The 24,245-nt window shown below is 65.4% G+C and carries 22 protein-coding genes, 1 tRNA gene and 1 pseudogene; 3 read left to right on the top strand and 21 right to left on the bottom strand.

What is annotated here, in order from left to right; genetic code table 11:
- Nucleotides 1–23: 23 nt before the first annotated feature.
- From ACFVTD_RS13025 to ACFVTD_RS13015, 3 genes and pseudogenes are all read right to left on the bottom strand, one after another.
- Nucleotides 24–398, bottom strand: a pseudogene (locus ACFVTD_RS13025) (glyoxalase superfamily protein); the annotation flags it as partial.
- Between the two features lie 42 nt (nucleotides 399–440).
- Complete coding sequence (upp, locus tag ACFVTD_RS13020; protein WP_141158139.1) at nucleotides 441–1,076, bottom strand: uracil phosphoribosyltransferase; 636 nt, start codon at nucleotides 1,074–1,076, stop codon at nucleotides 441–443.
- Nucleotides 1,077–1,088: 12 nt separating this feature from the next.
- Complete coding sequence (locus tag ACFVTD_RS13015) at nucleotides 1,089–1,913, bottom strand: phosphatase PAP2 family protein (protein WP_387563404.1); 825 nt, start codon at nucleotides 1,911–1,913, stop codon at nucleotides 1,089–1,091.
- A 55-nt stretch (nucleotides 1,914–1,968) separates the two neighbouring features.
- On the opposite strand from ACFVTD_RS13015, the gene ACFVTD_RS13010 reads away from it, so the two are divergent.
- Nucleotides 1,969–2,484: a nucleoside deaminase gene (locus tag ACFVTD_RS13010; protein WP_387563401.1), complete on the top strand. Its 516-nt coding sequence runs from the start codon at nucleotides 1,969–1,971 to the stop codon at nucleotides 2,482–2,484.
- A 30-nt stretch (nucleotides 2,485–2,514) separates the two neighbouring features.
- Here the strand turns inward: ACFVTD_RS13010 and ACFVTD_RS13005 are convergent, their stop codons facing one another.
- The 4 genes from ACFVTD_RS13005 to ACFVTD_RS12990 form a co-directional block, all read right to left on the bottom strand.
- Nucleotides 2,515–3,582 carry a glycosyltransferase family 4 protein gene (locus tag ACFVTD_RS13005; protein WP_387563602.1) on the bottom strand — a complete coding sequence of 356 codons (1,068 nt, stop codon included), beginning with the start codon at nucleotides 3,580–3,582 and terminating at the stop codon, nucleotides 2,515–2,517.
- A gap of 2 nt (nucleotides 3,583–3,584) precedes the next feature.
- Nucleotides 3,585–3,980: a 6-pyruvoyl tetrahydropterin synthase family protein gene (locus ACFVTD_RS13000; protein WP_387563398.1), complete on the bottom strand. Its 396-nt coding sequence runs from the start codon at nucleotides 3,978–3,980 to the stop codon at nucleotides 3,585–3,587.
- Nucleotides 3,981–3,983: 3 nt separating this feature from the next.
- A complete protein-coding gene (locus ACFVTD_RS12995) occupies nucleotides 3,984–5,024 on the bottom strand; it encodes a dehydrogenase (RefSeq protein ID WP_387563395.1) in 1,041 nt (346 codons plus the stop codon).
- 70 nt (nucleotides 5,025–5,094) lie between these two features.
- Entirely contained in the window at nucleotides 5,095–6,591 is a 1,497-nt protein-coding gene (locus tag ACFVTD_RS12990; protein WP_387563392.1) for a DUF222 domain-containing protein, read from the bottom strand.
- A gap of 109 nt (nucleotides 6,592–6,700) precedes the next feature.
- On the opposite strand from ACFVTD_RS12990, the gene ACFVTD_RS12985 reads away from it, so the two are divergent.
- Nucleotides 6,701–6,790: transfer RNA gene (locus ACFVTD_RS12985), tRNA-Ser, on the top strand.
- 109 nt (nucleotides 6,791–6,899) lie between these two features.
- Here the strand turns inward: ACFVTD_RS12985 and ACFVTD_RS12980 are convergent.
- Both ACFVTD_RS12980 and ACFVTD_RS12975 read right to left on the bottom strand, forming a co-directional pair.
- Nucleotides 6,900–7,934 carry a zinc-dependent alcohol dehydrogenase family protein gene (locus ACFVTD_RS12980; RefSeq protein WP_387563389.1) on the bottom strand — a complete coding sequence of 345 codons (1,035 nt, stop codon included), beginning with the start codon at nucleotides 7,932–7,934 and terminating at the stop codon, nucleotides 6,900–6,902.
- 222 nt (nucleotides 7,935–8,156) lie between these two features.
- Nucleotides 8,157–8,399 carry a hypothetical protein gene (locus ACFVTD_RS12975; protein ID WP_387563386.1) on the bottom strand — a complete coding sequence of 81 codons (243 nt, stop codon included), beginning with the start codon at nucleotides 8,397–8,399 and terminating at the stop codon, nucleotides 8,157–8,159.
- 147 nt (nucleotides 8,400–8,546) lie between these two features.
- On the opposite strand from ACFVTD_RS12975, the gene ACFVTD_RS12970 reads away from it, so the two are divergent.
- Nucleotides 8,547–8,933, top strand: coding sequence for a hypothetical protein (locus ACFVTD_RS12970; RefSeq protein WP_387563383.1), 387 nt, complete (start codon nucleotides 8,547–8,549; stop codon nucleotides 8,931–8,933).
- 11 nt (nucleotides 8,934–8,944) lie between these two features.
- On the opposite strand, the gene ACFVTD_RS12965 is transcribed toward ACFVTD_RS12970, so the two are convergent.
- From ACFVTD_RS12965 to ACFVTD_RS12910, 12 genes are all read right to left on the bottom strand, one after another.
- The gene (locus ACFVTD_RS12965; RefSeq protein WP_387563380.1) at nucleotides 8,945–9,694 is read right to left on the bottom strand and encodes a hypothetical protein; all 750 of its coding nucleotides are present in this window, start codon (nucleotides 9,692–9,694) and stop codon (nucleotides 8,945–8,947) included.
- Between the two features lie 158 nt (nucleotides 9,695–9,852).
- Nucleotides 9,853–12,132 carry a gluconokinase, GntK/IdnK-type gene (locus ACFVTD_RS12960; RefSeq protein ID WP_387563377.1) on the bottom strand — a complete coding sequence of 760 codons (2,280 nt, stop codon included), beginning with the start codon at nucleotides 12,130–12,132 and terminating at the stop codon, nucleotides 9,853–9,855.
- A 37-nt stretch (nucleotides 12,133–12,169) separates the two neighbouring features.
- Entirely contained in the window at nucleotides 12,170–13,399 is a 1,230-nt protein-coding gene (manD, locus tag ACFVTD_RS12955) for a D-mannonate dehydratase ManD (RefSeq protein WP_387563374.1), read from the bottom strand.
- Between the two features lie 63 nt (nucleotides 13,400–13,462).
- A complete protein-coding gene (uidB, locus tag ACFVTD_RS12950) occupies nucleotides 13,463–14,848 on the bottom strand; it encodes a glucuronide transporter (protein ID WP_387563371.1) in 1,386 nt (461 codons plus the stop codon).
- A 196-nt stretch (nucleotides 14,849–15,044) separates the two neighbouring features.
- A complete protein-coding gene (locus ACFVTD_RS12945; RefSeq protein WP_387563368.1) occupies nucleotides 15,045–16,475 on the bottom strand; it encodes a mannitol dehydrogenase family protein in 1,431 nt (476 codons plus the stop codon).
- Complete coding sequence (gene uxaC / locus ACFVTD_RS12940; protein ID WP_387563365.1) at nucleotides 16,472–17,875, bottom strand: glucuronate isomerase; 1,404 nt, start codon at nucleotides 17,873–17,875, stop codon at nucleotides 16,472–16,474. Before uxaC ends, ACFVTD_RS12945 begins: the two co-directional genes overlap by 4 nt.
- Before the next feature lie 3 nt (nucleotides 17,876–17,878).
- Nucleotides 17,879–18,784: a sugar phosphate isomerase/epimerase family protein gene (locus tag ACFVTD_RS12935; protein ID WP_387563362.1), complete on the bottom strand. Its 906-nt coding sequence runs from the start codon at nucleotides 18,782–18,784 to the stop codon at nucleotides 17,879–17,881.
- A 4-nt stretch (nucleotides 18,785–18,788) separates the two neighbouring features.
- Complete coding sequence (locus tag ACFVTD_RS12930; RefSeq protein WP_387563359.1) at nucleotides 18,789–19,952, bottom strand: Gfo/Idh/MocA family protein; 1,164 nt, start codon at nucleotides 19,950–19,952, stop codon at nucleotides 18,789–18,791.
- The gene (locus ACFVTD_RS12925; protein ID WP_387563356.1) at nucleotides 19,949–20,797 is read right to left on the bottom strand and encodes a sugar phosphate isomerase/epimerase family protein; all 849 of its coding nucleotides are present in this window, start codon (nucleotides 20,795–20,797) and stop codon (nucleotides 19,949–19,951) included. The genes ACFVTD_RS12930 and ACFVTD_RS12925 overlap by 4 nt, the downstream gene beginning before the upstream one ends.
- Before the next feature lie 2 nt (nucleotides 20,798–20,799).
- On the bottom strand, nucleotides 20,800–21,723 hold the full coding sequence (locus tag ACFVTD_RS12920) for a carbohydrate ABC transporter permease (RefSeq protein ID WP_387563353.1): 924 nt from the start codon (nucleotides 21,721–21,723) through the stop codon (nucleotides 20,800–20,802).
- Nucleotides 21,720–22,730 (bottom strand): carbohydrate ABC transporter permease, encoded by a 1,011-nt coding sequence (locus ACFVTD_RS12915; RefSeq protein ID WP_387563350.1) that lies wholly within the window; start codon nucleotides 22,728–22,730, stop codon nucleotides 21,720–21,722. The genes ACFVTD_RS12920 and ACFVTD_RS12915 overlap by 4 nt, the downstream gene beginning before the upstream one ends.
- A gap of 6 nt (nucleotides 22,731–22,736) precedes the next feature.
- Entirely contained in the window at nucleotides 22,737–24,095 is a 1,359-nt protein-coding gene (locus ACFVTD_RS12910; protein WP_387563347.1) for an ABC transporter substrate-binding protein, read from the bottom strand.
- Between the last annotated feature and the right edge of the window lie 150 nt (nucleotides 24,096–24,245).

The following is a 24,245-nucleotide window of genomic DNA, read 5'->3' as shown; positions in this document are numbered from 1 at the left end:
GCAGAGCTTTCGGCAGCGACTGCCCCGGCGTTCCGCCACGGGATGTACTGCACTGACCACTTGTTGCCGTCCGGATCGGCGAAGTACACGAAATGGCCCCAGTCCTGGACGTCCACGTCACTGACATCCACGCCGTTGGTTTTCAGGAAGTCATGCGCCGCGGTGATATCGCTGACCACCAGTTGCAGGTTTGACCCGCTGCCGGGAGGTGCGTCGGTCAGACCCTCGCCGATGCAGATGGAGCAGGCTGAACCGGGCGGCGTCAGCTGCACGAAACGGATGTCGTCCGAAGGCCGCTCGTCGTAGTCGGCGTTGAAGCCCACCTTGTTGACGTAGAAATCCTTGGCGCGGTCAACGTCGGAGACAGGGACAAAGGCAAGTTCGAGTTTCCAGTCCATCCGCACAGGCTAGCGGCGGGAACCGGTGCGGGAAAGGGGAGGCTACCCGGCGATGCCGTAGAGGCGGTCCCCGGCGTCGCCCAGCCCCGGAACGATGTAGGACTTCTCGTTGAGCTTCTCGTCGATGGAGGCCAGGACGATGTGCACGTTTGCATCGCCCAGTTCCTCCTCCAGCTTGGCCAGGCCCTCGGGAGCCGCCAGCAGGCAGATGCAGGTGACGTCGGACGCGCCCCGCTTGAACAGGAACTTGATGGCCTCGCGCAGCGTACCGCCGGTGGCCAGCATCGGGTCCAGGACGAACACCTGCCGGCCGGTCAGGTCCTCGGGGAGGCGCTCGGCGTAGGTGATGATGTCCAGTGTTTCCTCATCCCGGGCCATGCCCAGGAAACCCACCTCGGCGGTGGGGACCAGTTTGGTCATGCCTTCCAGCATGCCCAAGCCTGCCCGCAGGATGGGAACCACCAGCGGGGTGGGCTTGGTAAACGCCGTACCGATGGTGGTGCTGACAGGCGTTTCGATGGTGACGGGCTCGGTGCGGACCTCCCGCGTGGCTTCGTACGCCAGCAGCGTCACCAGCTCTTCCGTCAGCTGCCGAAAGACAGGCGACGGCGTGTTCTTGTCCCGCAGGACGGTGAGCTTGTGGGCGACCAGGGGGTGGTCAACAACGAGAGTACGCATCCCCCAAAAGTATCATCCGGCGGTGTCCTTGTTGTGGCCGCCGTGGGCGTGCTCACTGCCGTCGTCGCCCCTGTGGTGCACTTCCTCGGCCACAACGTCGCGGACGATCGGACGGTCGAACGACGGCGCCGCACCGGCATGCTCCCGCCTGCGCACCAGGTGGAACAACCTGTGCGCCAGAATGACCACACCCACCCAGGTGAGGCCGAGCAGCCACCCGGCCATGACATCGGTCAGCCAGTGGTGGCCAAGGAAGACGCGGCTCAGCCCCATGGCGATGATGAAGAGCGTGCCCGCCGTGATGGCTGAAACGCGGACCACCGTGGCCTGGAATTGGAGGCAGATGAGGTACACCACCAGGCTGATCACCACGGTGGTGTTCAGGGTGTGGCCGCTGGGGAACGACGGTGAATCCTCGTAAGGGGGTACCGCGTCCGCGTGGTCCGGGCGGGTGCGGCCCACCAGTTTCTTGCCGAACGTCGTGGCCATGATGGAGACGGCCGCAGCGCCGCCGATCAGGATGAGGGGCCGCCAGTTCCGGCTGAGGAAGGTCAGCCAGGCAGTAAGGATGCTGGCGAGGATGGGCATGCCGACTCCGCCGCCGATATTGGTGAAGCCGGTTACGAACGCGTCGAGTCCGGGGCTGCGCAGGCTTTCAGACAGGGCCAGGGCGGGCTTGTCCAGGTTGGCCAGGCCGGCGGAATCCACCACGTTGTCGTACACCTCGGCGCCCAGCAAGGCCAGGGATACGATGATCGCACCGCCCACCAGGATGGTGAGGACCAGAGCCGCATAGGGCTTGAACCAGAGACCTAGGCGATCCCGAAGAGTGTCCATGGTGCCTCCCGGCGTCGGTAAGTAACCTGAGTATCCTCGAAACTATCATTGAGCCATGCCGTTGCCCGATAAAGAACATCATGCCTGGATGGGCCTTGCGTTGGCGGAAGCGCGCCGGGCACTCGCCACGGAGGACGTTCCCATCGGTGCCGTGGTGCTGGGGCCCGACGGCGGGGTGCTGGGTTCCGGCCGGAACCAGCGGGAGGAACTGGGCGACCCAACGGCCCACGCCGAAGTAGTGGCCATCCGGGAGGCCGCGGCCCGGCTGCAGGAACGGGCACGGCTTGGCGGCGCCAACGGCGACGGCTGGCGGTTGTCCGACTGCACGCTGGTGGTCACGCTGGAGCCCTGCGCCATGTGTGCCGGAGCGATCGTCCTGGCTCGTATCCCGCGGGTGGTGTTCGGGGCCTGGGACGAAAAGGCCGGGGCAGCCGGTTCGGTGTTCGACATCCTCCGCGAACGCCGGCTCAACCACTGGGTTGAGGTGTACCCGGGAGTCCGCGAGGAGGAGTGCGCCGTATTGTTGCGGGAGTTTTTCGCGGGGCACCGCAGCAATACCCCGCAGCCCTAGTCTGCAGTCGGCCCGGTCTCCGGTCCTTCTTCAGTCCCGACCTGCCAGCAGGCCCAGCACTTCCCGTGCCGTAGTACTCCAGTCCGGAAGGCGTGTCCGCGCTTCCAGCGCTGCTGCCCGCCAGCTTTCCCTCATGTCCGGGTCCTGGAGCCAGTGGCGCAGGACGCCGGCCAGCAGGCCAGGGCCCTCGTGCCCGGTTTCCGGAAGTGGCAGCACTGCCCCGGGAAGGCGCGGGCCGCCGTCGGCCGCTGTTATACCTGCCAGCCCCAGCGCCTCCACTGCCCCTGTCCCTTCCCGGACAACGACGGGAATGCCGTGGGCTACGGACTCGGTAACCACCATTCCAAATGCCTCCGCGCGGGACAGCAACAGGCTGAGGTCGGTCCGCGCCCATTCAGCTTCCAGCGTTTCACCGGTCAGCTCCCCGGTGAGCCGGACCCGTTCCTGCAGGCCGTGGGCGATGATGGCGGCCTGGACTTCCCGCCCATAGTCGGGGTCTGCCTGGTCCGAGCCCACCAGGGATGCGGTCCATGGCAGGTCCTGGATTTGGGCGAGTGCTTCCACGGCAAGCAACTGGTCCTTGTTAGGCAGCAGGGCGGCCACCACGGACAGGTGCGGGGGCGTTGAACCGGAAGCTTGGGCTACGGGTGCTACCCCGGGCAGGGCGACGTGTGCGTGCCCGTGGCCTCTCCCGGCAAGTACAGTCGCCGCCCAGGTGCTGGTGCAGATCACCCCCGCTGCTGCCCGGAGAGCCCTGGCTTCATCGGCCAGGGCTGATTCGCCCGAACTTTCAGGCACCGGCATATGCACCAGAACCCATGTTTCTTGTCCCGCCCTTGCCGCGGCTTCCAGTTCCTCAGGCGCACCAACGGCCACCAGCCCGTCGACGATCGCCACTGCAGGGTGTGCGTTTCCCTCAAGAAGGTTCCCCAGCCGGCGTCGTTCCCCGATGTCAGCCTTCGGCCATGCTCCCTCGATGCTGATGACGTCCACCGACGCGCCGAGTCCCCGCAGCCCTGCAACCAGGCGCGCGTTGTAGACGTTGCCGCCCGAGCTGTGGCGGATGTTGCCGGGCACCAGCAGCCGGATATGGCGCATGGTCAGGCGGTGATGTCCAAGGAATAGGAGGCCCACGCATCCGGGTTTTCGCGCAGGGTGACATCGAGGCCCGCGAGTTCACGGCCGTCGTCGCTGTCCTTGATCCGGTTGGCGACTTTGTTCGCGATGTACTCGGCCAGCGCCTCCGTGGTGGTGAGCTTGCCGCCGAAATCCGGGTGCTCGTCCAGGTTTTTGTAGTTCAGGTCGGCGAGGACTTCCTCAATAATGGTTCCGGCGGCGCCGATATCCAGGACAATCGCGTCTTCGTTCAGGGCGCGGCGGCGGAAGGTCACCTCGGCCACGAAGGTTGCCCCGTGGAGTCCTTGTGCTGGCCCGAAGGCTTCACGCGGAAGACTGTGGGCGATCATGAAGTGGCGGCGGACAGTCAGGCTGAACATGGGTTACCTCAAGTTTTCGGGGTGGTGGGCGGCTGGGCTGGGTGCTTGCTTTGGGGCGGGGTATTCGACGACGTGGCACAGGGCTTCCAGGGTGCCGTCCGCCAGGCTTTGGACGACGCCGGGCAGGTCCTCGAACTTGGAAGAGCCGGTCAGGAATGCGTCGAAGACGGGATCCTTGAGCAGCGAGACTGCCAGGTCCAGGCGGTCGGCATTGGTGCGGCGGTGGCGCCGGGCCCGCGCCACCGTTCCTACCTGGCTGGCCCTGATGGACAGGCGCCGGGCGTGGAAGTCCTCCCCCAGCGGGACCGTGACCTCCCGGTTGGCGTACCAGGACATTTCGATGACGTCGCCCTCATCGCCGACCAGCTGCAGGCTGCGTTCGAGGCCTTCCTGCGAGGCCGAGCAGTGGAACACGATGTCGCAGTCGGCCAGGGCGTCGTCGGGGTGCGCGAAGTCCACGCCCACGGTATCCGCGAGCTGCTTCCTTCCCGCGTCCAAATCCACAAGCTGCAGGCGCTGCAGTGGGAAGGTGCGCAGGAGCGTGGCCACCATGCCACCCACCAGCCCGGCACCGACGACGGCGATTCTGTCCCCCAGCCTTGGCCCGGCTTCCCACAGGGCATTGACCGCCGTTTCCACCGTCCCGGTGAGGACCGCCCGCCGGGAGGGAACGTCGTCGGGAATCCTGGTCAGGGATTCCACCGGGACCACGTAGAGGTCCTGGTGCGGGTTCAGGCAAAAAACGCGCTGGCCCTTCCACCCCTCGGGCCCTTCCTCGACGACTCCGACCGACAGGTAGCCGAATTTTACGGGTCCGGGAAACTGGCCTTCCTGGTGCGGGGCCCGCATTTCCTCAGCGACCCGCGGCGGCACCGCCCCGGCATGGACCACCATTTCGGTGCCCTTGCTGATGCCGGAGTAGAGCGCACGGACCAACGCTTCACCGGGTCCGGGAGCGGGCACGTCCTCGGCCCTGAGCTCGCCATGCTCCTTCGCGGTGGTCCAGTATGCGGTTGCGTGGATCGGAGTCTGTGAATTTGTCATCTTGCTGATGAATCTATCCGGACGCATGTCGGCGGGGAAAGTCCGACGGCGCGTGGCGGGCTTCGTGGCTTCAAGAGACAAGGTATTGGAGAAGCGCTTCTTCGAGGAGGCTGCGTTTTTGGGCAAGGCTCGGCTCTGTGGGCGCTGTCTCTTCGCCAGGCATGATGTGAGCATTTGGCAAGGACTTCTCACCTTGCAGGAATCCCGAGGGCCATCGGGGTGGTTCCCAGTCCTGGTGTTCGCTGGGGTAGTGGCGGCCGGTGGGTGAGGTCCAGCCGGGTGGCTCGTTCTTCGTGGAGGGGGTGGGTTTCCAGCCTGTGGTGTGGCGGAGTCTGTGGTGCTTCGGGCAGGGCTGACCCAGGTTACTGATCCCGGTGGTGCCGCCCTTGGCCCAGGCGAGAATGTGGTCGGCCTCGTTATCCAGGGAGTTGTTGCTGCACCCCGGGAACGGGCATTTGCCGTCCCGCATCCTTAGCCAGGCCCGCATCGGCCCGGTGACCCGGTAACTCGTCCGGCCGATCTCCAGCGGTGCCCCGTCCCGCGGATCCACCAGCACCCGGTAAAACGACTTTGCCCCGTTCGCCACGAGCTCCCGGGCCATGGACGGCGGGATGGGACCGTACCCGTCCAGCACCGCCGGTTCGTCCGTCAGGCCCATCAACGCGAACACCGGGACCGTGACCAGCACCTGCGCCCGGACCGGCGAAGACTGGGGCTCCGCTCCGTCGAGCGTCCCCGTGCCGGTATCGGCGCCCCCGCTGCTTCCAAGGATCGCGTCGGTGAAGGTATCGGCCCGGAGTTGGGGCAGGGTCCTGCCCTCGCCCGGGCCCTGCACGCCCCGGGCGGCCGCGGTGAGCCGGTTCCACCCCGCCAGTGCCTGGTCCGCGGGCAGGCACGCGGACAGCCAGGCCATCCCGTCCTGGTCCGGCCGGAACTCCACCCGCCGGTCGGCCACTCCCTTGGCGTGGCGCTTTTCGATGCTTTCGGCGTGGTGGCGTTCCCGCCACGTCCGCGCCTTGACCTTGAACCGGTGCGCCGGCATGTCCCCTATCGGGCACCCCCGTGCCCGGTCCGGAACGTCAGGGTCCATGAAATGCGCCTCCAACGCCGCCGCCCCACCAGCATCAAGACACGCCGCCTCATCCGCCATCACCACCGCATGGCCCCAGGACAAGGACCCTGCCCGCAGCCCCTTCAACGTCAACGGCAGTTCCTTCACCACCGCATGGGAAGTCGCCAGAAACGATGACGCCGCCCGCGGCCCCAACGCCAAAACGCACCCGACCTCCGCCGCGACCGCCATCTCCTGCCCCTGCACCGGCACACCCGGGCCCGCAACAACAGCGGCGCTCTCCGCATACGCCACAGCCGCGCTGGCCTTCAAAGCCGCGATCCCGGCCTCAACCTCACGGGCACCAGCCAGAATGTCCAGGCAACCATCCGCCAAACCAGCCAACGGATCACCCACAGAAAACGGTTCGGAACCGTCCCCGTCCACCTCAGCAGCCAGCACAGCAAGCGCAGCACGAATATCCGCATAAGCCTGAGCCACCGCTGCCATCCCCATAAACCCATCATGACAAGGGGGTACGACAATCAAACCCGGCGGCCCGAGCAATGCCTTGGCGAGCGCCGTTTTGGGGATGCAGGCCTTGCTCCGGTACCCTATTGAGGTTGGTGACGTGTCCGAGCGGCCGAAGGTGCAACACTCGAAATGTTGTTTGGTGTAAAAGCCAACGTGGGTTCAAATCCCACCGTCACCGCCACGTAGAAAGGCCCTGTTTCCCCTCTCAGAGGGGAAACAGGGCCTTTCTTTATGGAGAAGAACCCTCGGTGACGCGCGAAGTGGACCACCGCCGGTCGGCGCCGAAGGGTTCAGCGGGTCGGATCGATCATCGTCATGCCCGCAACATTGGCAGTATCAAGCCGGGGCAGCATCCCTGCAGCCTCCTCCAGCCCAATCACGCGTTCGATCAGCTTCTGCGGTTCGAGCGTTCCCGACTCAATCAAGGCGAGCATTCCGGGGTAGTCCGCCGCGGCCATCCCGTGGCTTCCAAAGACGTCCAGTTCCCAGGCGATCACCCGCGCCATGGGCACACGGGGGTGGCCCTCCACCGGCGGCAGGAGCCCGATCTGGACGTGCCGGCCGCGGCGGCGCAGGCTCAGGAGAGCATCGGCACACGTCTGCTCGCTGCCGACGGCGTCGACGGAGACATGGCTCCCTCCCGTGAGCGCGTGCACCTGCGCCGGAATGTCTGAACCGTCTGCAACCAGGACGTGGTCCGCGCCGAGGCGCTCAGCCACCTCAAGGGCGGCCGTGTTCCGGTCAACAGCAATGACTTTGGCGCCGAGCGCCTTGGCGATCATGACGGTGCTGAGCCCGACCCCGCCTGCCCCGATGACAGTGACCCATTCATCGGCCTTGAGGGCGGCCCTGCCGGTCAGTGCCCGGTAAGCGGTGGCAAACCGGCAGCCCAGGCTGGCGGCCGCCTCGAAGCTGACCCCGTCGGGAACCGCCACGAGGTTTGTGTCGGCAGCGTGGATCACTACCTGCCCGGCGAAAGATCCCCAGTGCGTGAAGCCCGGCTGTTGCTGGTCCGGGCAGACCTGGGCATTGCCGGCGAGGCACCACTCACAGGCGCCACACCCTTCCACGAACGGGGCGGTAACGCGGTCGCCGACCCTCCACTTCGTGACGCCCGGACCGATACTGGCCACGACACCAGCGAACTCGTGGCCCGGAACGTGCGGCAGCGCAATATCGTCGTGACCGGCCCAGGCGTGCCAGTCACTGCGGCACAGTCCGGTGGCGACCACGCTGATGACGACGCCGTCCGCCGGCACCTGTGGCTCCCCAACCTCGCGGACGGCCAGCGGCCCTGCTATTTGGTCCAAGACAATTGCGCGCACATGGCCTCCACTCATCGACGTCGCCCCGCTCCCGTCCGTTCGCGGGTCCGGCCGACATCTTCGCACGTGGCGCCGCGGCGATAAAAAGCCCTCCGGATGCTGCCCAGCGGACAGGCGGAGCCGGAGATGGAAGCGCGCGGCAGTCAGAGAATCCGCTGGTACATGCGGTGGTCCTGCCACCGGCCGGCTATCCGAAGGTAGGCGCGCGCCGTGCCGTAGGCCTCAAAACCGTTCTTTTCCAGCACACAAAACCATGGACAGCGCTGCCCCTGCGTCAAGGTCGGCCTGCCTTCTCCTGATCACCTCGCGCTGGCCTTCGACAGTGTAGAACTCCTCCGCCCTGACGGGCTCCCAAGGTGCAAGGTGGGCCCGGTTCGCTTGGAAGGCCGCAGCGAGTGGGCCCTCGTCACCGACCCGGACTGGACGCAGGACGATGCCATCAGCGAGTTCGAGAGAAATGTCCACTGGTCCAACCTATACAGCAGAGAACTGGCAGTGGAGCAACATCAGGTATCACCGCTGGTGGACCGATTGTCGCAGCCATCAGGCAGAATAAGGCCCAACGAGTCAGGTGTCTGGAAGACAAGCGCCGAATGAGAATCCAGGACGGGAATGAACGAATACTTTGCGGCCTCTTGCGACAGGGGCGTGCTGCAGTTGGAGTGGAAGCCCGACGTCCACATAACGTATGAGCTTGCGGTACGTGCCGCCCGGGTCCTGGACGGCCTCAGCGGCGGCCTGGTACTGCCCCTCTTGGTTGATCTCGCCGGCGTTGCCGGGCTGACGCCGGAAGCCAGGGCCGGCATGAACGCTTACCTCGGATTCTCCGCCGTCGCCCTGATGGGGGACGGGCCAATGGGCAAAGTGGTGGCCGCGTTTTCCCAGCGGTCACTGACTCCCACTGCCTACTTCACGGACCGGGGCGAGGCCATGCGTTGGTTGTCGGAGCAGGGTGCCCCAACCGGCTTGCCGGGCAGGGCCGCCGAAGCGGAGCATTGAGGGCGCCGCGGTCAGAGCGGTGTCGACGGCGGCGGCTTCCTTTGTGCCCCGTCCTCGGCGCGTTTTTTGATGCCAAGCAGCATGGCACGGTCCATGACGAGGTAGCCGGGCCGGAGCAGGAAGTCCGTTACGCGAAGACTGAGTGGCCGCCCAGGGCCCGTCAGCGTCCGGAGCAGCAGCCTGGTACCGGCGTCGCCGGCATCGCGGAGGACGAATTGCCACGTCCCGGTGACCGTCCCTGGTGGAGCGCCGGGGCTTGAATCCAGAACCAAGTGGCTCCCGCTTTGCATGTCCACAACACGCGGCCCGCGCCGCCCGCCCGGGTAACCTTCGGGCGTGAAGGCGATGATGTCTCCCACCTTCAGGTCCTGCCACTCTGGATGCACCCTGTCCGCATTGCTGACGCCTAGGCGGAGCAACCCGTTTTCCACCCAGGTGTAGGAGTACAGGCCTGCGCGGTCCACCCCCATCTGCACGAGCCATGGCCAGACTTCGTCCGGGCGGGCGGAGACAGTTACTGCCATGGTCTGCACGTCGTCGGGCCGGGGTATCAGTTCGTCGCCGGGAAGTGCCATTGAACGTTCCGGCTCCGTTGTCCCCCACGTCCCCAGTGCCCGGGGCAGGACCGAGTGGGTGCAGAACCCCACCGCCGCCACCGCTCCGAGAATTCCTGCCAAGCGGGTTCCGGCCCCGCCGGCCGCGCGCCTGGGCCCCGGCGGCGGCTCCATGGAGGCAGGGAAACGAGGCATCTCAGTATGCATGGCTGGCTCCTTGGAATCCGGATTCGTGGAGCCTACAAGCCATGCCGTTGCCTGACGCAGGGTCGAAAGCCCCGATGTGGCGGTCCGGCGTTTCCAAGCCTGGCCAGGGAAACAGGAGCGATTCTCCCGTTTCCCCGGCCAGCGTATAGACGGAACTCCTACAGCCGGGTGTCGAAGGACCCGCAGAACACGTTCTCGTTGAATGTGCCCTGGAACTCGGACTTCCCCTGGATCTTATCGACGGCGGCGCGGATCGCTTCCCGAGTCCCGGCATGGGCGTGGATGGCTGTTTTGACCATGGGCACGTCGATCAGGTGGTTCGGCTGGTTGAGGGACACGAATACGGTGGGCACTTCCGTGACGTACCAGGGAATTTCCGCTGCCATGGGCGAGGACCATTTGATCCGGATGGCTGCCTCCTGCGCGAAACCCTTCACGTTGGCAAAGACAAACGCAGCGTCGTACTTGTCCGGGTAGTCCCCCGTGGCCTCTTCGGAGATGATCGACATGAAGTTCACGCCCGTCTCCCCCGCGGCCTCACGCTGCTCAGCGGTGCGGAAAAGGTGCACCTCGAATCCGGCAGCTTCCAGTTCCTCCTTGACCACGTCCAGATAGGCCAGCGGGTCGGCACGGGTAAAGTCGGCCCCGCCGGAGATTCCGTACAGGCGGATGCGGGGATGGGTCTCCGGGGTGATGGGCAGGTTGCCGGCCGTGTCCTTGACCAGCGTCACAGTCTTGTCTGCGATCTCCGCGGCCACCGAACGGTGCGCAGCAGATCCAATGACGGCAAGCGCCTCAGCGGGCGGCACCAGTTGGTCGGCGGCCTTCAGGTGCAGCCCCAGCGAAGCCTTCAGCCCGAGGATCCGCCGCAGCGCATCGTGGAGCCGCTGCTCGGTAATGATCCCGGACTTGTAGCCGTCCAGCATGTACTGGAAATCCTCGGCCGGGTTGCGGAAGAACAGGAACATGTCGCAGCCGGCTGCGATGGTGGCGGGAACCAGGTCCTTGCGTTTCTTCGCCTGCGTCAGGCCCACCATCTGCGAGGCGTCCGTCAGCACCAGTCCGTTGAAGCCAAGTTCCCCGCGCAGCAGGTCCTGCAGCAGTTCGGGCGAGAGCGTGGCGGGCAAAATCTCCGCGTCGGACAGTTCCGGCCGGAAATGCCGGGAAACCTCCGGCGCCCCGATGTGGCCCACCATGATGGACTGCACGCCATGCGCGATCATCTCCCGGTACACGTGGCCGTAGGTCCGGTCCCATTCCTCATAGGGGAGGGTGTTGTAGGACGTCACTACGTGCTGGTCGCGCTCGTCAATCCCGTCGCCCGGGAAGTGCTTCATGGCGCAGGCCGTGGGTGATTCGCTGATGCCGTCGAAGTATTCCTTGGCGCGTTCCACCACGATTTCCGGGGTATTGCCGAATGAACGTGTGGAGATGACGGTGTTCCGCCAGTTGTAGTGGATGTCCACGATCGGCGCGAAAGCCCAGTTGCAGCCCAGGGCCGCCGTCTCGACGCCGGCCACCTGCCCCATTTGCCGGGCAATGCTCTTGTCCGGGTGCGATCCTGCCTGCAGGTGCGTGGAGACGAAAGTGCCGTCGTCGCAGCTGCCGGCGCCGCCCATCTCCGGGTTCGACGCGATCAGCAGCGGAATCCGGGTCCTAGATTGGGCGTAGCGGATGTGTTCCTGCACGGCCGCGGATGGCCCCGGACGGTACCGCATGCCGCCCACGTGGTACGTGTCCAGCACGCCGTCGAGGTACTCGGGTGAGTAATCGTTGTTGTGGTTGATGAACAGCTGCCCGATCTTTTCCTCGAGCGTCATGGCGCCAAGGGTGCCCTCCACCCAGGCGATGGCATCGACGTCGAGATTGAACGGGGCGGCGGAAAGGTCGACGTCGAACTGCCGGGGAGCAGTGCCCTGCACTGCCTTGGGTGAAGGTACGACGGCGGCGATCCCCTTAAGTGCCGAGGCCACCACGCCCGGGACGGGCGCGGCGATGTCCACCACCACGCCCCGCTCGTCTCCCTGGAGAGGTTCCAGTGTGGCGAGCTGCGAGTCCAGCAGCGTGCCGGGCATGAAGTGCCCTGACCTGCCCTCGAGACGCTGGGCCAGGACCTCTTTGCTGCCGTTCAAGTGCAGGAAGATGGTGTCCGGGGCCTGTTCCCTGATGGCGTCGCGGTAGCTGCGGCGAAGGGCCGAGCAGGCCAGGACCAGTCCGCCGTCGCCGGCCTGGGCCAGTTCCGCGCCCACGGTTGCGAGCCAGGGCCAGCGGTCCTCGTCGGTCAGCGGAGTACCGGCGGCCATCTTGGCCACGTTCTCCACGGGGTGCAGGGAATCGCCGTCCAGGAACGGGATGCCCAGTTCGCGGGCCACGAGATCGCCGATGGTGGTCTTCCCGCAGCCGGAGACGCCCATGACGATGATGCGGTGCTTTGTCATTGCTTATTCCTTACCGGTTTTCCAGTCGTGGTTGCTGTTACCAGTCGTGGACGGTTCCGTCGACGAGGCGGTTGTAGGGCAGGTAGGCCTGCTGGTAGGGGTAGGCTCCGGCGGCTTCTTCGTTGAATTCGACGCCGATCCCGGGCTTGTCGCCCGGGTGCAGGTACCCGTCCACGAACGTCATGGACTGCTCGAAGACCTCGTTGGTCTTGGCCGAGTGCTGCATGTACTCCTGGATCCCGTAGTTATGGATCGCCAGGCCCACGTGCAGCTGCGCCGCGAACCCCACCGGGGAAATGTCCGTGGGCCCGTGGAACCCGGACTTGATCTGGTACTGCGCCGCGAAATCCATCACCTTCTTCAACGGCGAAATCCCGCCGAAGTGCGTGGACGCGGCCCGGACGTAGTCGATCAGCTGTTCCTTGATCAGCGTCTGGTAATCCCACACCGTATTGAAGATCTCCCCGATCGCCAGCGGCGTGGTGGTGTGCTGCCGCACCAGGCGCAACCCTTCCTGGTTCTCCGCCGGGGTGCAGTCCTCCAGCCAGAACAGGTCATACGGTTCCAGCGCCTTGCCCAGCTTCGCCGCCTGGATCGGCGTCATCCGGTGGTGCCCGTCATGCAGCAGCGGGATCTCCGGGCCGAACTCGTTCCGGACCGCCTCGAAGACCGTGGGCAGGTGCCGCAGGTAGGCGCGGGTGTCCCAGTCCTCCTCCTGCGGGAACGCACCGCGCCCGGCGGGTTCGTAGTCGTACCGCTCCCCCGAAGCCTGGGCCTGGGCAGCCACCCCGTAGACCGCTTTGATCCCCGGGATGGCTGTCTGGATCCGGATGGACTTATACCCCAGTTCCAAGTGCTCCCGCACGGAGTCGAACAGGGACTCAATGTCCGAACCCGACGCGTGGCCGTACGCCCGCAGGCCGTTCCGGGATGCACCGCCGAGGAGCTGGTAGACCGGCATCCCGGCCACCTTGCCCTTGATGTCCCACAACGCCATGTCCACCGCGGCGATGGCCGCCATCGTCACCGGGCCGCGCCGCCAGTACGAGGACCGGTACAGGAACTGCCACGTATCCTCAATCCGGTGTGCGTCCTTGCCGATCAACAGCTGCGCCACGTGCTCCTTCAGGTACGCGGCAACAGCCAGTTCACGGCCGTTCAGCGTGGCGTCACCAATGCCGGTCACCCCGTCCTCGGTCGTGATCCGGAGGGTCACAAAATTCCGGGAAGGGCTGGTAACAAACACATCGGCGGCAATGATTTTCACGGCTGGTCCTTTCGAAGGCGGGCGGGTCGCGGGGATTGGAGGTAGTGGGTAAGGGGGTGGTGCTTAGCGGGACTCGGTGTGGACGGCCGCGGCGCTGTCGGCCGGGGCGGAAACAGCCCTGCGTGCCTTGATCTCGGCAACGATCTCCGCGTGTGCCGTATCGGTCAGCTTGTAGAAGCGCATGATGGCTATGCCCAGGCCGCAGAGGACAAGCGGCACCAGCCCCGCGGCAAGCTGCAGCCCCTGGATGGTTGCCTCGCTTTGGCCTGTGTCGGAGCGGACGTATCCCGCGCTGGCGACGGCGTACGCCATTACCGCACCGCCAAGGGCCTGCCCCATTTTGCGGGTGAACGAGAAGAGGGAGTAGATGATGCCTTCGGTCCGGACGCCGGTACGCGCTTCGCCGTATTCCACGGTGTCCGCTTCGAGGGCCCACACCACGATGTTCATCATCTGCACGCCCAGGAGGCTGACAACGAGGCCGGTGAAGGCCAGGTAGGTCAGTGAATGCGGGGTGAGCATGACGACCAGGGAGCCAATGACCACCAGGCCGCCGGCTGCCAGGTACAGGGCCTTCTTGCCCCAACGGCGGACCATGGCCGGCGTGAGGACGATGACGATCACGGCAAGGACCACGTTGATGATGGCCATGGGCTGGGCGAGGCTGACGTTCCGCAGCACATCGCGCAGGTAGTAGACCTGGATGGTGGACAGGCCTGTGCTGGCCGTGAGCATCAGGAGTGAGGACAGGCAAAGCATCAGCAGCGGGCGGTTGCCCTTGAGGGTAGCCAGGGACTGCTTGAAGGTCACCTTGGGGACCTCGCGGTGGACCACTTCCTTGGTGGTGAACACCGTCATCAGGTAGAGCGCCATGCCGGCCACCACAAAGCTGATGGTCAGCGTGGTGAACAGTGGCTGCAACTGGGCGGCACCCTGCTTGGTGAGGGGCGTGATGAAGAAGAGAAGGCCCGAACCGACAATGAGCGAACCGCAGGAGCGGGCGGCACCGAGCTTGGCGCGCTCGGCCGGCTGCTGCGTCATGGCGCCGGCCAGGGAGCCGTAGGGGATATTGACCATGGAATAGGCCAGGCCCAGGCCTGCGTAGGTGAGGTACGCGTAGGCGAGCTTTCCATCATGGCTCCAGTCCGCGGGCACCGAGAAGGTCAGGGCACTCATGATCAGCAGGGGAAGGCCGCCGAAGAGGATGAAGGGACGGAACTTGCCCAGCTTCTTGTGGAAGGTGCGGTCAACAATGCGGCCGGCGAAGATGTCCGCGAACGCATCGAAGAAGCGCACCAGGAGGAAGAGGGTGCCTGCTGCAGCGGCCGAAATACCTGCCACATCCGTGTAGTACAGCAGGAGGTACGTGGTGGAGAGAGTGAAGGCGAGGTTGTTGGCCAGGTCCCCGGCGCCATAGCCGAGGATGCTGAGCTTGCTCAACTGTTTCATGATGCGGGCTCCTTTACCCGGTACTGCCTGCCGGCCACCATGCGGGGCCGGGGCGTTGATCTGCCTGCAATCCTAACGAAATGGCAAATCTTTGGCAACCGGTTGCCATAAATTGCATAAAAATTCCACGAAAAAGGCCGTCCCCCACCTCGTGCGGGACGGCCTTTTTGCTGGACGGTTCACGGCAGTGGACTGCTCACAGCGGTGCTGGGCGGCCGCCAGCCGTCCCGCACAGGCCCTCAACCAGGGCCACGACGCCGTCGTCACCGGCCAGGACCGGATCGATGACAGCCAGCAACGCCCTGATCCGGTCAGTACCCAGCAGCCGGTTGGCGGCAGCAATGTCTCCTTCCAAGGGGTCCTGGAATGATTGAGTTGCGGCACTGTAATCGATCCAGGCCGCGATCATCAGCCCTGCCCCCGCGCCCGTCCTGCCGGCCGCACGCTCTGCCTGCAGCACCGGAACGGCCCGCATGCGCAATTTGGTACTGCCGTCCATGGCAATCTGGGCCAGGTTGTGGGCGATCCGTGCATTGCCGAAGCGGGCCAGGAGGGCTTTACGGTAGTCAGGGACCTCCAGGTCCACGGCAGCTGGGAGGTTGGCTTCCGCCTCGTCCCAGAAGGCCTCCACGGCCCGGCGGCATTCCGGGTCCGTCAAGGCTTCGGCCACGGTCTTGTGGCCCCTGAGCTGGCCTGCGTAGGCGAGCAGCGAGTGGGCTCCGTTGAGCAACCACAGCTTCCGGTTTTCGTAAGGTTCGATGTCCTCAACGAACAGGGCACCGGCGTCTTCCCAGCGCGGACGGCCCGCAGGGAAATCCCCGCTGAGTACCCAACTGGAGAACGGCTCGGCCACCACGGGCGACTCATCGCGATAGCCGCAGGCCTCGCGTACCGCCGCCAGGTCCCGGTCAGTGGTCCGCGGCGTGATGCGGTCCACGGAAGTGCTGACAAAGCTGACGTTGCCGTCAATCCATCCGGCAAATCCGGGGTCCCACGCCTGGGCGAATCCTGCGACCGCACGCCGGGCCACCGTGCCGTTGTTGGACAGGTTGTCGCAACAGACGACGGCGATCGGCCCGGAGTCCGCGTCCCGGCGCGCGGCAAGCGCGAGCACCAGCCGCCCCAAGGGCGTGGCCGGCCGCCCGTTGCCTGAACCCAGGAGCGCGAGGTCTGCGGCGACGTCGTGTGCGTTGACGTCAAGCCTGCCGTCCGCACCCAGCCCGTAGGCGGCTTCGGTGATGGTCAGCGTGACCATGGCAGTCTCGGGGGCGGCCACCAAGAAGGTGAGCCTTTCGAGGTCCGCCCCGTCTACCGCTTCCACGATGCTGCCGAGGACCGTGAAGGAATCGCCGTCGTCCGCACGCTCCACCAGCGTGTATAGCCCGTCCTGCTCTGCCAGGACAAGGGCAGCGTCCGGCCGGCGGCCGGTGAACGCTGCGATGCCCCAGTCGGCGGAGTCGGAGGCCTGCTGGGTGTACCAGGCCTGGTGTGAGCGGTGGAAGGCCCCGAGCCCCAGGTGCACGATGCGCACCGGGGCCTTGGGAACGGGCCGGAGCTGGCGGTTCAGGCGCGGAAGGCCGGCCGCTGGGGATGCGGCGGACGGCGGAGCTTCAAGAGGGGCACTCACAGCTTGAACACCCTCCGTGGCGAGGCGTCTACGATGTCCACGATGAGTTCGTGCGCCCGTTCCTCGGTGATCCGGTGTTCGGACACCAACCGGGCCAGGAACGAGGCCTCGATCCGCCGGGAAGTGTCGTGCCGGGCGGGGATGGAGCAGAAGGCGCGGGTGTCATCGATGAATCCGGAGGACCGCGAGAAACCCGCGGTCTCCGTCACCGCGGACCGGAAGCGCAGCATGGCGTCCGGGGCGTCCAGGAACCACCAGGGCGCACCGAGATACACCGACGGGTAGAAGCCAGCCAGGGGTGCCAGCTCACGGGAGAAGACGGTCTCATCCAGGGTGAACAAGACAAGATGGAAATCCTTGGCCGTGCCGAAGTCCTGCAGGAGCGGACGGATGGCCTCGGTGTAGTTCACCGCTACCGGAATGTCGTGCCCGGTATCGGCACCGAAGGCTTCGAACGTGGGGGCGTGGTGGTTCCGGAAGGATCCCGGGTGGATGGTCATGACCAGTCCGTCCTCCACTGACATCCTGGCCATCTGGTACAGCATGTGGGCTTCGAAGGCGTCCCTGTCCGCGGCGGTCGCCTGCCCCGTCCTGCCGCGCTCGAAAAGCCGCTCCGCCTCGCCGTCGCCCAGCTTCAGCGTGGCGGGCGTAAACACGCCGTGGTCGGCGGAGACAGCTCCGCGCTCCACGAAATGGCGCCGGCGCGCCTCCAGCGCCTTGATGTATCCGGCGTAGCCGGTGGCACCCTCCCCCGTGGAGCTGATGAGCCGCTCCACGTTGTCCTGCCAGGCCGGATGGGCCATGTTCAGGTACTGGTCCGGCCGGAAGGTGGGCAGCACCCGGCCGGCGAACGCGGGATCCGCCTGCAGCGCGGCATGGCTGTCCAGGGAGTCCAAGGGGTCATCGGTGGTGGCGAGCACCTCGATGTTGAATTCCTTGAACAGTTCCCGGGGCCGGAACCCCGGCTCGGACAGTTTTGCCTGCAAGGCATCGTAGAGCTGGTCCGCGTTCTGGATGGACGGTTCCTGGTCCAGGCCAAAGACATGGGCGAACTCCTGCCGAATCCAGTAACCGGAGGCTGTTCCCTCGAACGCGGGCCAGGCCTGGCAGAAGTGCCGCCAGACGTGTCGGGAGTCCGCCGGCTGGCTTCCCAGCCCGAGTTGGTCCATGCTGACCCCGCCGGCATGGATCAGCCTGGTGACGTAGTGGTCCGGGGTGACCAGGAGCGCGGCTGGGTCCGGAAAGGGGGTGTTTTGCTCGATGACCGCGGCGTCGACGTGACCGTGCGGGGAAATGATAGGCAGGCCCTCCACCCGGGAGAAGAGCGCGCGGGCAACCTCCCTGACGCCGGGATCGGCCGGCAGGAGCCGGTCCGGGTGCTCCGCTATTGACTGTGCCATGGCTCAGCGCCTCCCGGCAGCGACCGGGAGCCCCGCCAGGGCTGCCGTGGCGCGAAGGTAGTCCAGGTTCCCGGCGGTTCGCTCGGCCAGCGGGAGTTCGGTGGAGAAATCCTCCACCGTTACCCAGCCGTCGTAGCCGAAGGCAGCAAGCGCCTTGAAGTACTGAAGCACGCTGCCCTGGCCCGAGCGCAGGGGCGCCCACTCGTTGCGGTAGATCGCCGCCCCGGACTCGTCGGTCTCGCCGCTGTCCACCCACACCGCGTTCTTCACGTGCACATGCGCCAGGTAGTCGCCGAGGAGCTCGAAGGCAGGGAGGTAGTCCTCCTGCCCTTCGATCAGCAGGTTGCCAAGGTCGTGGATCACCCCCACATGCCGGGGATCCAGCCCCTCGAGGAGGCGCCGCGCCGAGGATGCCGAGGCGGTGATGGTCCGGTGGTGCAGCTCAACGAGAGCCTTAACACCGTGGTGGGCAGCACGCTCGGCAATCCATTCGAAATCCCTTCGCGCTGCGGCGAAGAGTTCCGGGTAGGGGGTGCCGCTGGCCGGTTCGTTGCCCCAGGCGGCGGTTCCCAGCGGCGGTGTGGTCACCCGCACCTGGCCGGCTCCGAGCTTGGCTGTAGTGGCGAGCATGCGGTCCACGTCCGCATGGTTGTCGCACCGGGCGTATCCGCCGATGCCGGAGAACTCCAGGCCGGCGTCGCTGGTGATGGCGGCGATCCGGTCCAGGTGGTCTTCCATTCCAGTCAGCGGAACAGTTGCTTTGTTACCGGCCCAGAAGCCGGGCTCGGGGGCTTCGCCCTGGTCCGTAATGCGCCATTCGACGCCGTCCCAGCCCTGGCCGGCGAGCTGCTGGACGGCCTCCTCGGGGGTCCATTCGGGGGTTGATGCGGTAAATACTGAGAACTTCATGATGTTAGGCGCTTTCTGCCGGTGTGCTGCCGGTGCGGACTTCGAGGTCGTTGTATTTGCCGGCCAGGACGTCCTCGAAGAGGACCGGCTGGCCGAGTGTGGCCGAAACGTAAACCGAACGCACCGCTGCGAGGGCGTTGACGGCGTCGCTGACGGTAACGCCCGCCTGCGTTCCGCCGGCGATGGCGGCCAGAATGTCCCGGTACTGCCGGACATGGCCGGCCGGGTACACGGTGGGATCGGCGGCCTTGTAGTCCTCCTCCGGGTATTTGGCCAGTTCCTCGTCCGCCTGGTTGCCGCCGCCCTGGAGGCCCATGTCCGCCGAGGCGCCGCCGGTGTCCCTGCTGTGGAAGTACTGCAGGCGGTCGTTGTCCACCACGGCCGAGCCCTCGGAGCCCATCAGCTGCACGCGCACCGTCAGCCCCGGGTAAGCGGCAGTGGTGGCGTGCAGGACGGCCAGGCCGCCGTTTTCGAAGGTCACAGTGGCTACTGCCGTGTCCTCCACCTCGATGCGTTCATGGGCAAGGCGGCCGGTGTGCGCGAAGATTTCCACCGGCCGGCCCATGAACCACAGGAGGAGGTCCACGGTGTGCACGCCCTGGTTCATGAGGGCACCGCCACCGTCCATCGCCCACGTGCCGCGCCAGTCGCCTGAGTCGTAATAGCCCTGGCTGCGCCACCACGCCACGGAGGCGATGGCGGATGTCAGCCTGCCGAAGCGGCCCTCTGCGATGGCCCGGGACACGGCAACGCTGGATTGGTCGAACCGGTGCTGGCTGATAACCGAGGCCACGATGCCTTTTCCGGCCGCTTCCTTGGCGGCTGCCTCGATTTCCTGGGCCCGGCTGAGGTCCACGTCGAGGGGCTTTTCGATGACCACGTGCTTGCCTGCCGCCAGCACCTCGAGGCTTTGCTGGATGTGCAGGCCGCTGGGAGTCGCCAGCGCGACGAGGTGGATGTCCTCGGCTGCAAAGGCCTCCGCCTGCGTGGTGTACAAAGCAGGGCGCTCACCGCCCTGCCCTTCAATAAAGTCGGCGAGTGCTTCGGCGGCTGCCGGGATGGCATCGATAAGGGCCACAATGCGCACTTCGGGAAACTCCCGGAGGGCTACGGCGTGCGTGCGGCCAATAACACCGCACCCGGTGATGGCTGCGTTCAAGGTGCTCATGCTGTCTGGACTCCTGCTTCTGCTGTGACTTTGGCGAAGGCGCGTGCCGCGATACCGAAAGCCGTGGGGCCGGAGAACCCGCCCAGGCCGTGCGCGCCGGCCAGGTGCGGCTCAAGTGAGGCGAAGCCTTCGTAGCCGTCGGCCTTGAGTGCCTCCACTGTCCTGAGGACGTCGCCGTCGCCCTCTCCGGCGGGCACCACGTGGCCGTTGGCGAAGAGGGCGTCCTTGACCTGGAGGTATTCCAGGTGCGGGCGCAGCTTCGCGTACCCCTCGTCGAAGGGCTTGACGCCTACCTGGACGAAGTTCGCTGCGTCCCAGGCAACTTTCAGGGCTGGTGAGTCCACGGTCTCGATGATGTCCAGGACACGGTCCGGGACGTCTCCGAAGATGTCCTTTTCATTCTCGTGCAAGAGGATAATGCCGGCTTCCTCGGCAACGCCGGCGAGGGCGCGCATGCGCTCGATGACGTCATTCCGGATGCTGTCCACCTGGACGGATTCGCCGTAGTAGAACGAAAAGATGCGGATGTACTTGGCGTCCAGGACCTTGGCCGCGTTGACGGCACGGCGCAACCGCTCCACCTCATGCTCCACCGGGAGGCTGACGTCCACCTTCCCGATGGGCGAGGCGATGGCCGAGACCTTCATGCCCTTCTCTTTCAGGAGGGTGGCAAGTGCCTGGAGTTGTTCGTCACTGAGGTCCACGATGTTGGTCCCCCACGCGCTGCGGACCTCGATGTGGTTGGCACCGAGGGCCTGCAGCACGGCTATCTGGACTGCAGGGTCGTCATCAATTTCGTCACCGAATCCTGACAGCTGCCACGTGACCTGGGTGGTCGAAACCATGTTTACTTAACTCCTCCGGCGGTCAGTCCGCCTACTAGGTAACGCTGGAAAATCAGGTAGAGAATGACCACCGGTGCTGCGCACACCAGGGCTGCGGCCATCATCTGGCCGTAGTAGGGGATGGCCCCGCCTTCCTGCGAGGCACCAAAGATTTGCAGGGCGACGGCGGCGGTCTGGCTTTCGGGGCGCGTCATTACCGAGGCGAACAGGACGTCGTTCCAGCCGAGCAGGAACGCGAAGATCCCTGATACAACGATGCCGGGCCAACTCAAAGGAAGGACGATACGGAACAGGACGCCAAGGTTGGACGCGCCATCGATCTTGGCCGCCTCTTCCAGTTCCTTGGGAAGACCCCGGAGATACGTGACCATCACCCAGGTGGAGAACGGCATGGCGAACGTCAGGTACGTCACGAACAGGCCCCACTGGGTTCCGATCACCTGGATGCCCAGGTACGTTGCCGCCGAGGAAAAGAGGACAAAGACCGGCAAAACCATCAGGGTTCCCGGAACCGACTGGAGTGCAAGGAGGCCACGCAGGATGGTGAGCCTGCCCCGGAAGCTGTAACGGACCAGGACGAACGCGGTGGAAACGGACAAGGCCGCGGACACCACGGCGGTTGATCCGGCAACCAGGACGCTGTTGGTCAGGCCGGTGGCCAGGCCGACGCTGGTCCAGATCTTCGAGTAGTTCTCGAACGTTACAGACGACGGCCAGAACTCACCGTTGGCAACCCCGATGTCCGAGTTCACCGATGCCAGGAAGATGTACAGCACTGGAATCAACACCAAGGCGCCCAGGAAGACAAGGATGATGACCAGCAGGGGGCCGGGCAGGAGCCGCAGCACCTCGTGCTGGCGGTGGGAGCCCGGACGGTCGACGTCCGCGGTCGGCGCGCTCCGGCGACCGGCGATGGTGGCGCTCATTTCTTCGCTCCTGGGGAGTCGGCGTCGTCAAGCTTCACGGCGCGTAGGTAAACGAACAGCGGGATGGCGATGAGCACCAGGGAGATGAAGGCCATCGCAGCGCTAAGGCCAAAGCGGAAGCTCTGGAAACTGGTGACGTAGGTCAGGATGGGGAGCACTTCCACGTCCGTCGGCGCCGGGACGCCGAACAGCACGAACGGAAGGGTGAAGTTGTTGATGTGGTGCAGCATTCCGATCAGGAAAGCCAAGGCCAGCGGACCCTTCAGGTACGGGAAGATTACGTAGCGGAGCTTGTTCCACCACAGCGCACCGTCGAGGGCGGAGGCCTCGTGCACCTCGTGGTCCACGGACTGGAGGCCGGACAAGGCAAGCAGGTAGATGAATGGCCAGGAAGCCCAGATCTGGACCAGGACCAGCGTCCAGAAGGTTTGGGGGCCGTTGAGCCAGAGACCCACGTGGATTCCCACGGTGGACAGTGCCTCGTCCACGATGCCGCCGGGCTGGAGCATGGTCCGCCAAACGGTCGCCACCACGAAGGACGGCAGGACATACGGGATAAGGAAGATGGAGCGGATCAGGGCGCGGCCCTTGAAAGCGTTCTGGGTTGCCACTGCGGCGGCAATACCCAGGGGCAGCGTCACTATCATGGCCAGCAGCGAGTAACTGACGCTGAGCCACACGGCGTGCAACAGCGGCGAGTTCGTGACGGCTTCAACGAAGTTTTCGGCTCCGATGATTGGTGCACTGACCCATTTCCGCAGCGTGTACTGGTCCAGGTTGAGGATGGACATGTAGATGCCCAGCAGCAGCGGAACCACGATGATGATGATCATCAGGACCCCGCCGGGGATCAGCATCCAGAGCGGGCGGTTCCGCTCGCTCAAGCCCTTGCGCCGCAGACCGCCCCGGGGGGCGGGCTGCTGCCCGGAGTCATTGGCGGTCCGGGGCGCCCGGCCTGCGGCGGAATCCACCGCAGGCCGTACTTCATGAGAGGCGTCGGTTGACATCAGAACTTATCCTTTGGAGGCCCGGTCCAGGGAAGCCTGGCCCTTGTTTTGGGCGTCTTTGATCCGGGTATCGAGGGCGGATTCGTCCACCTTGCCGGCGGCCAGGTCCGGAATCGACTGGACGGTGACGTTCAGCAGGCCGAGCTGGATATCACCCCATGCGCCAGTGAACGGAGTGGCCTTGGACTTGGCGGCGGCGTCGGCAAGCGGCTTGAGCTTGGCGTCCGTCAGGGTGGCGAGGGCCTCTGCGTTGGCCGGGAGGTCACCGAAGACCTTCTGGTAGTTCAGCTGTTCGTCCTTGGAGGTGATCAGCTTGATATAGGCGAAGGCCAGGTCTTTCTGCTTGGAGTAGTCGGCTACCACCAGGTTGTCGCCGGAGAGGATGCTGGCGGCGTCGCCGTCGGACTTGGACTGGGTCTCGCCTGGTGCGATCGTGGGCATCAGTGCGTACTCGTACTTGCCGGCAACCGCGGACTTGTCCAGGGTGGGAATGGAGCTGGACGTGGTCATCATCAGGTAGCCGGCCTTTCCGCTGGCGAAGGCGGCTACGGCGTTGCTGTTGCTCCAGCCCACTGATGCTGGGTCAACCACTTTGTCGTTGGTGAGCCAGCCGAAGTAGGTTTCGTAAGCCTTCTTCACCGTGGGATCATCCATCTTCAGCTTGCTGCCATCCACCAGCGGGTTTCCGGCCTGGACTGACATGGCCCAGATGAACTTCCAGGGATCGAAGCTGTCCTTGTAGCCCGTGGCGATGCCGTAGGTGCCGTCCTTGGTCAGCTTCTTGGCCTGGGCGGCAAGGTCATCCCAGTTGGTGGCAGGCTTGTCGATGCCTGCCGCAGCCAGCAGGTCCTTGTTGTAGGCCATGACGAACGGCCGGCTGACGAACGGTATGCCGGCCAGGTGGTCCTTGTCCGGTCCGGAGATTCCCAGCGTTGCCGGGTTGAACCGATCCTTGCCTCCGACCTTTTTCCAGTCGTCGTCGGAGAGGGTCACGAAGGCCTTTGTGGCGAAGGCCGTGGGGGTGAACGTGGTTCCGAGGCTGTAGACGTCCGGGCCCTGCCCTGACACCACGGACGTTTGGATACGCGTGAGTTCATCGTTTGCCGAGGCGAAGGTTTCGAACTTCACGTCTGCGCCGGTCTCGGCCTTGAACTTCGCGGCAATATCGGATTGCCACTGCTTTTGCTGTTCGGGGTATTGGCTGGAGACGTTCACCAGGACGCTCAGCGTCTTACCTGTGCCATCCACCTTGCCGTCCGAGCTGGTTGAGCCGCCGCCGTTTCCGGAGCTCGATCCACACCCGGTCAAGGCGAGCGCTGCAGCCGTGACTATCGCCGCAAGCCCTGTAGTCGATTTAAACCTCATTGTTTCTCTCCTCTAGGACACCCGCATGGCCACATCCGTCTTGTGGCGGAAATCACTGCAGGCGACTCGAGAGCCAGTCTAGGAAATTGGAAAGCTTGCGGCAAGCGGTTGCCAAATGTTGCCATAAGTGGTCTGATGGGATCATTCAAA

It is taken from the genome of Pseudarthrobacter sp. NPDC058119, from assembly GCF_042884655.1.
Taxonomy (GTDB): domain Bacteria; phylum Actinomycetota; class Actinomycetes; order Actinomycetales; family Micrococcaceae; genus Arthrobacter.
Note: the sequence above shows the minus strand (reverse complement) of the source record. Positions and strands in the feature narration are given on the sequence as shown.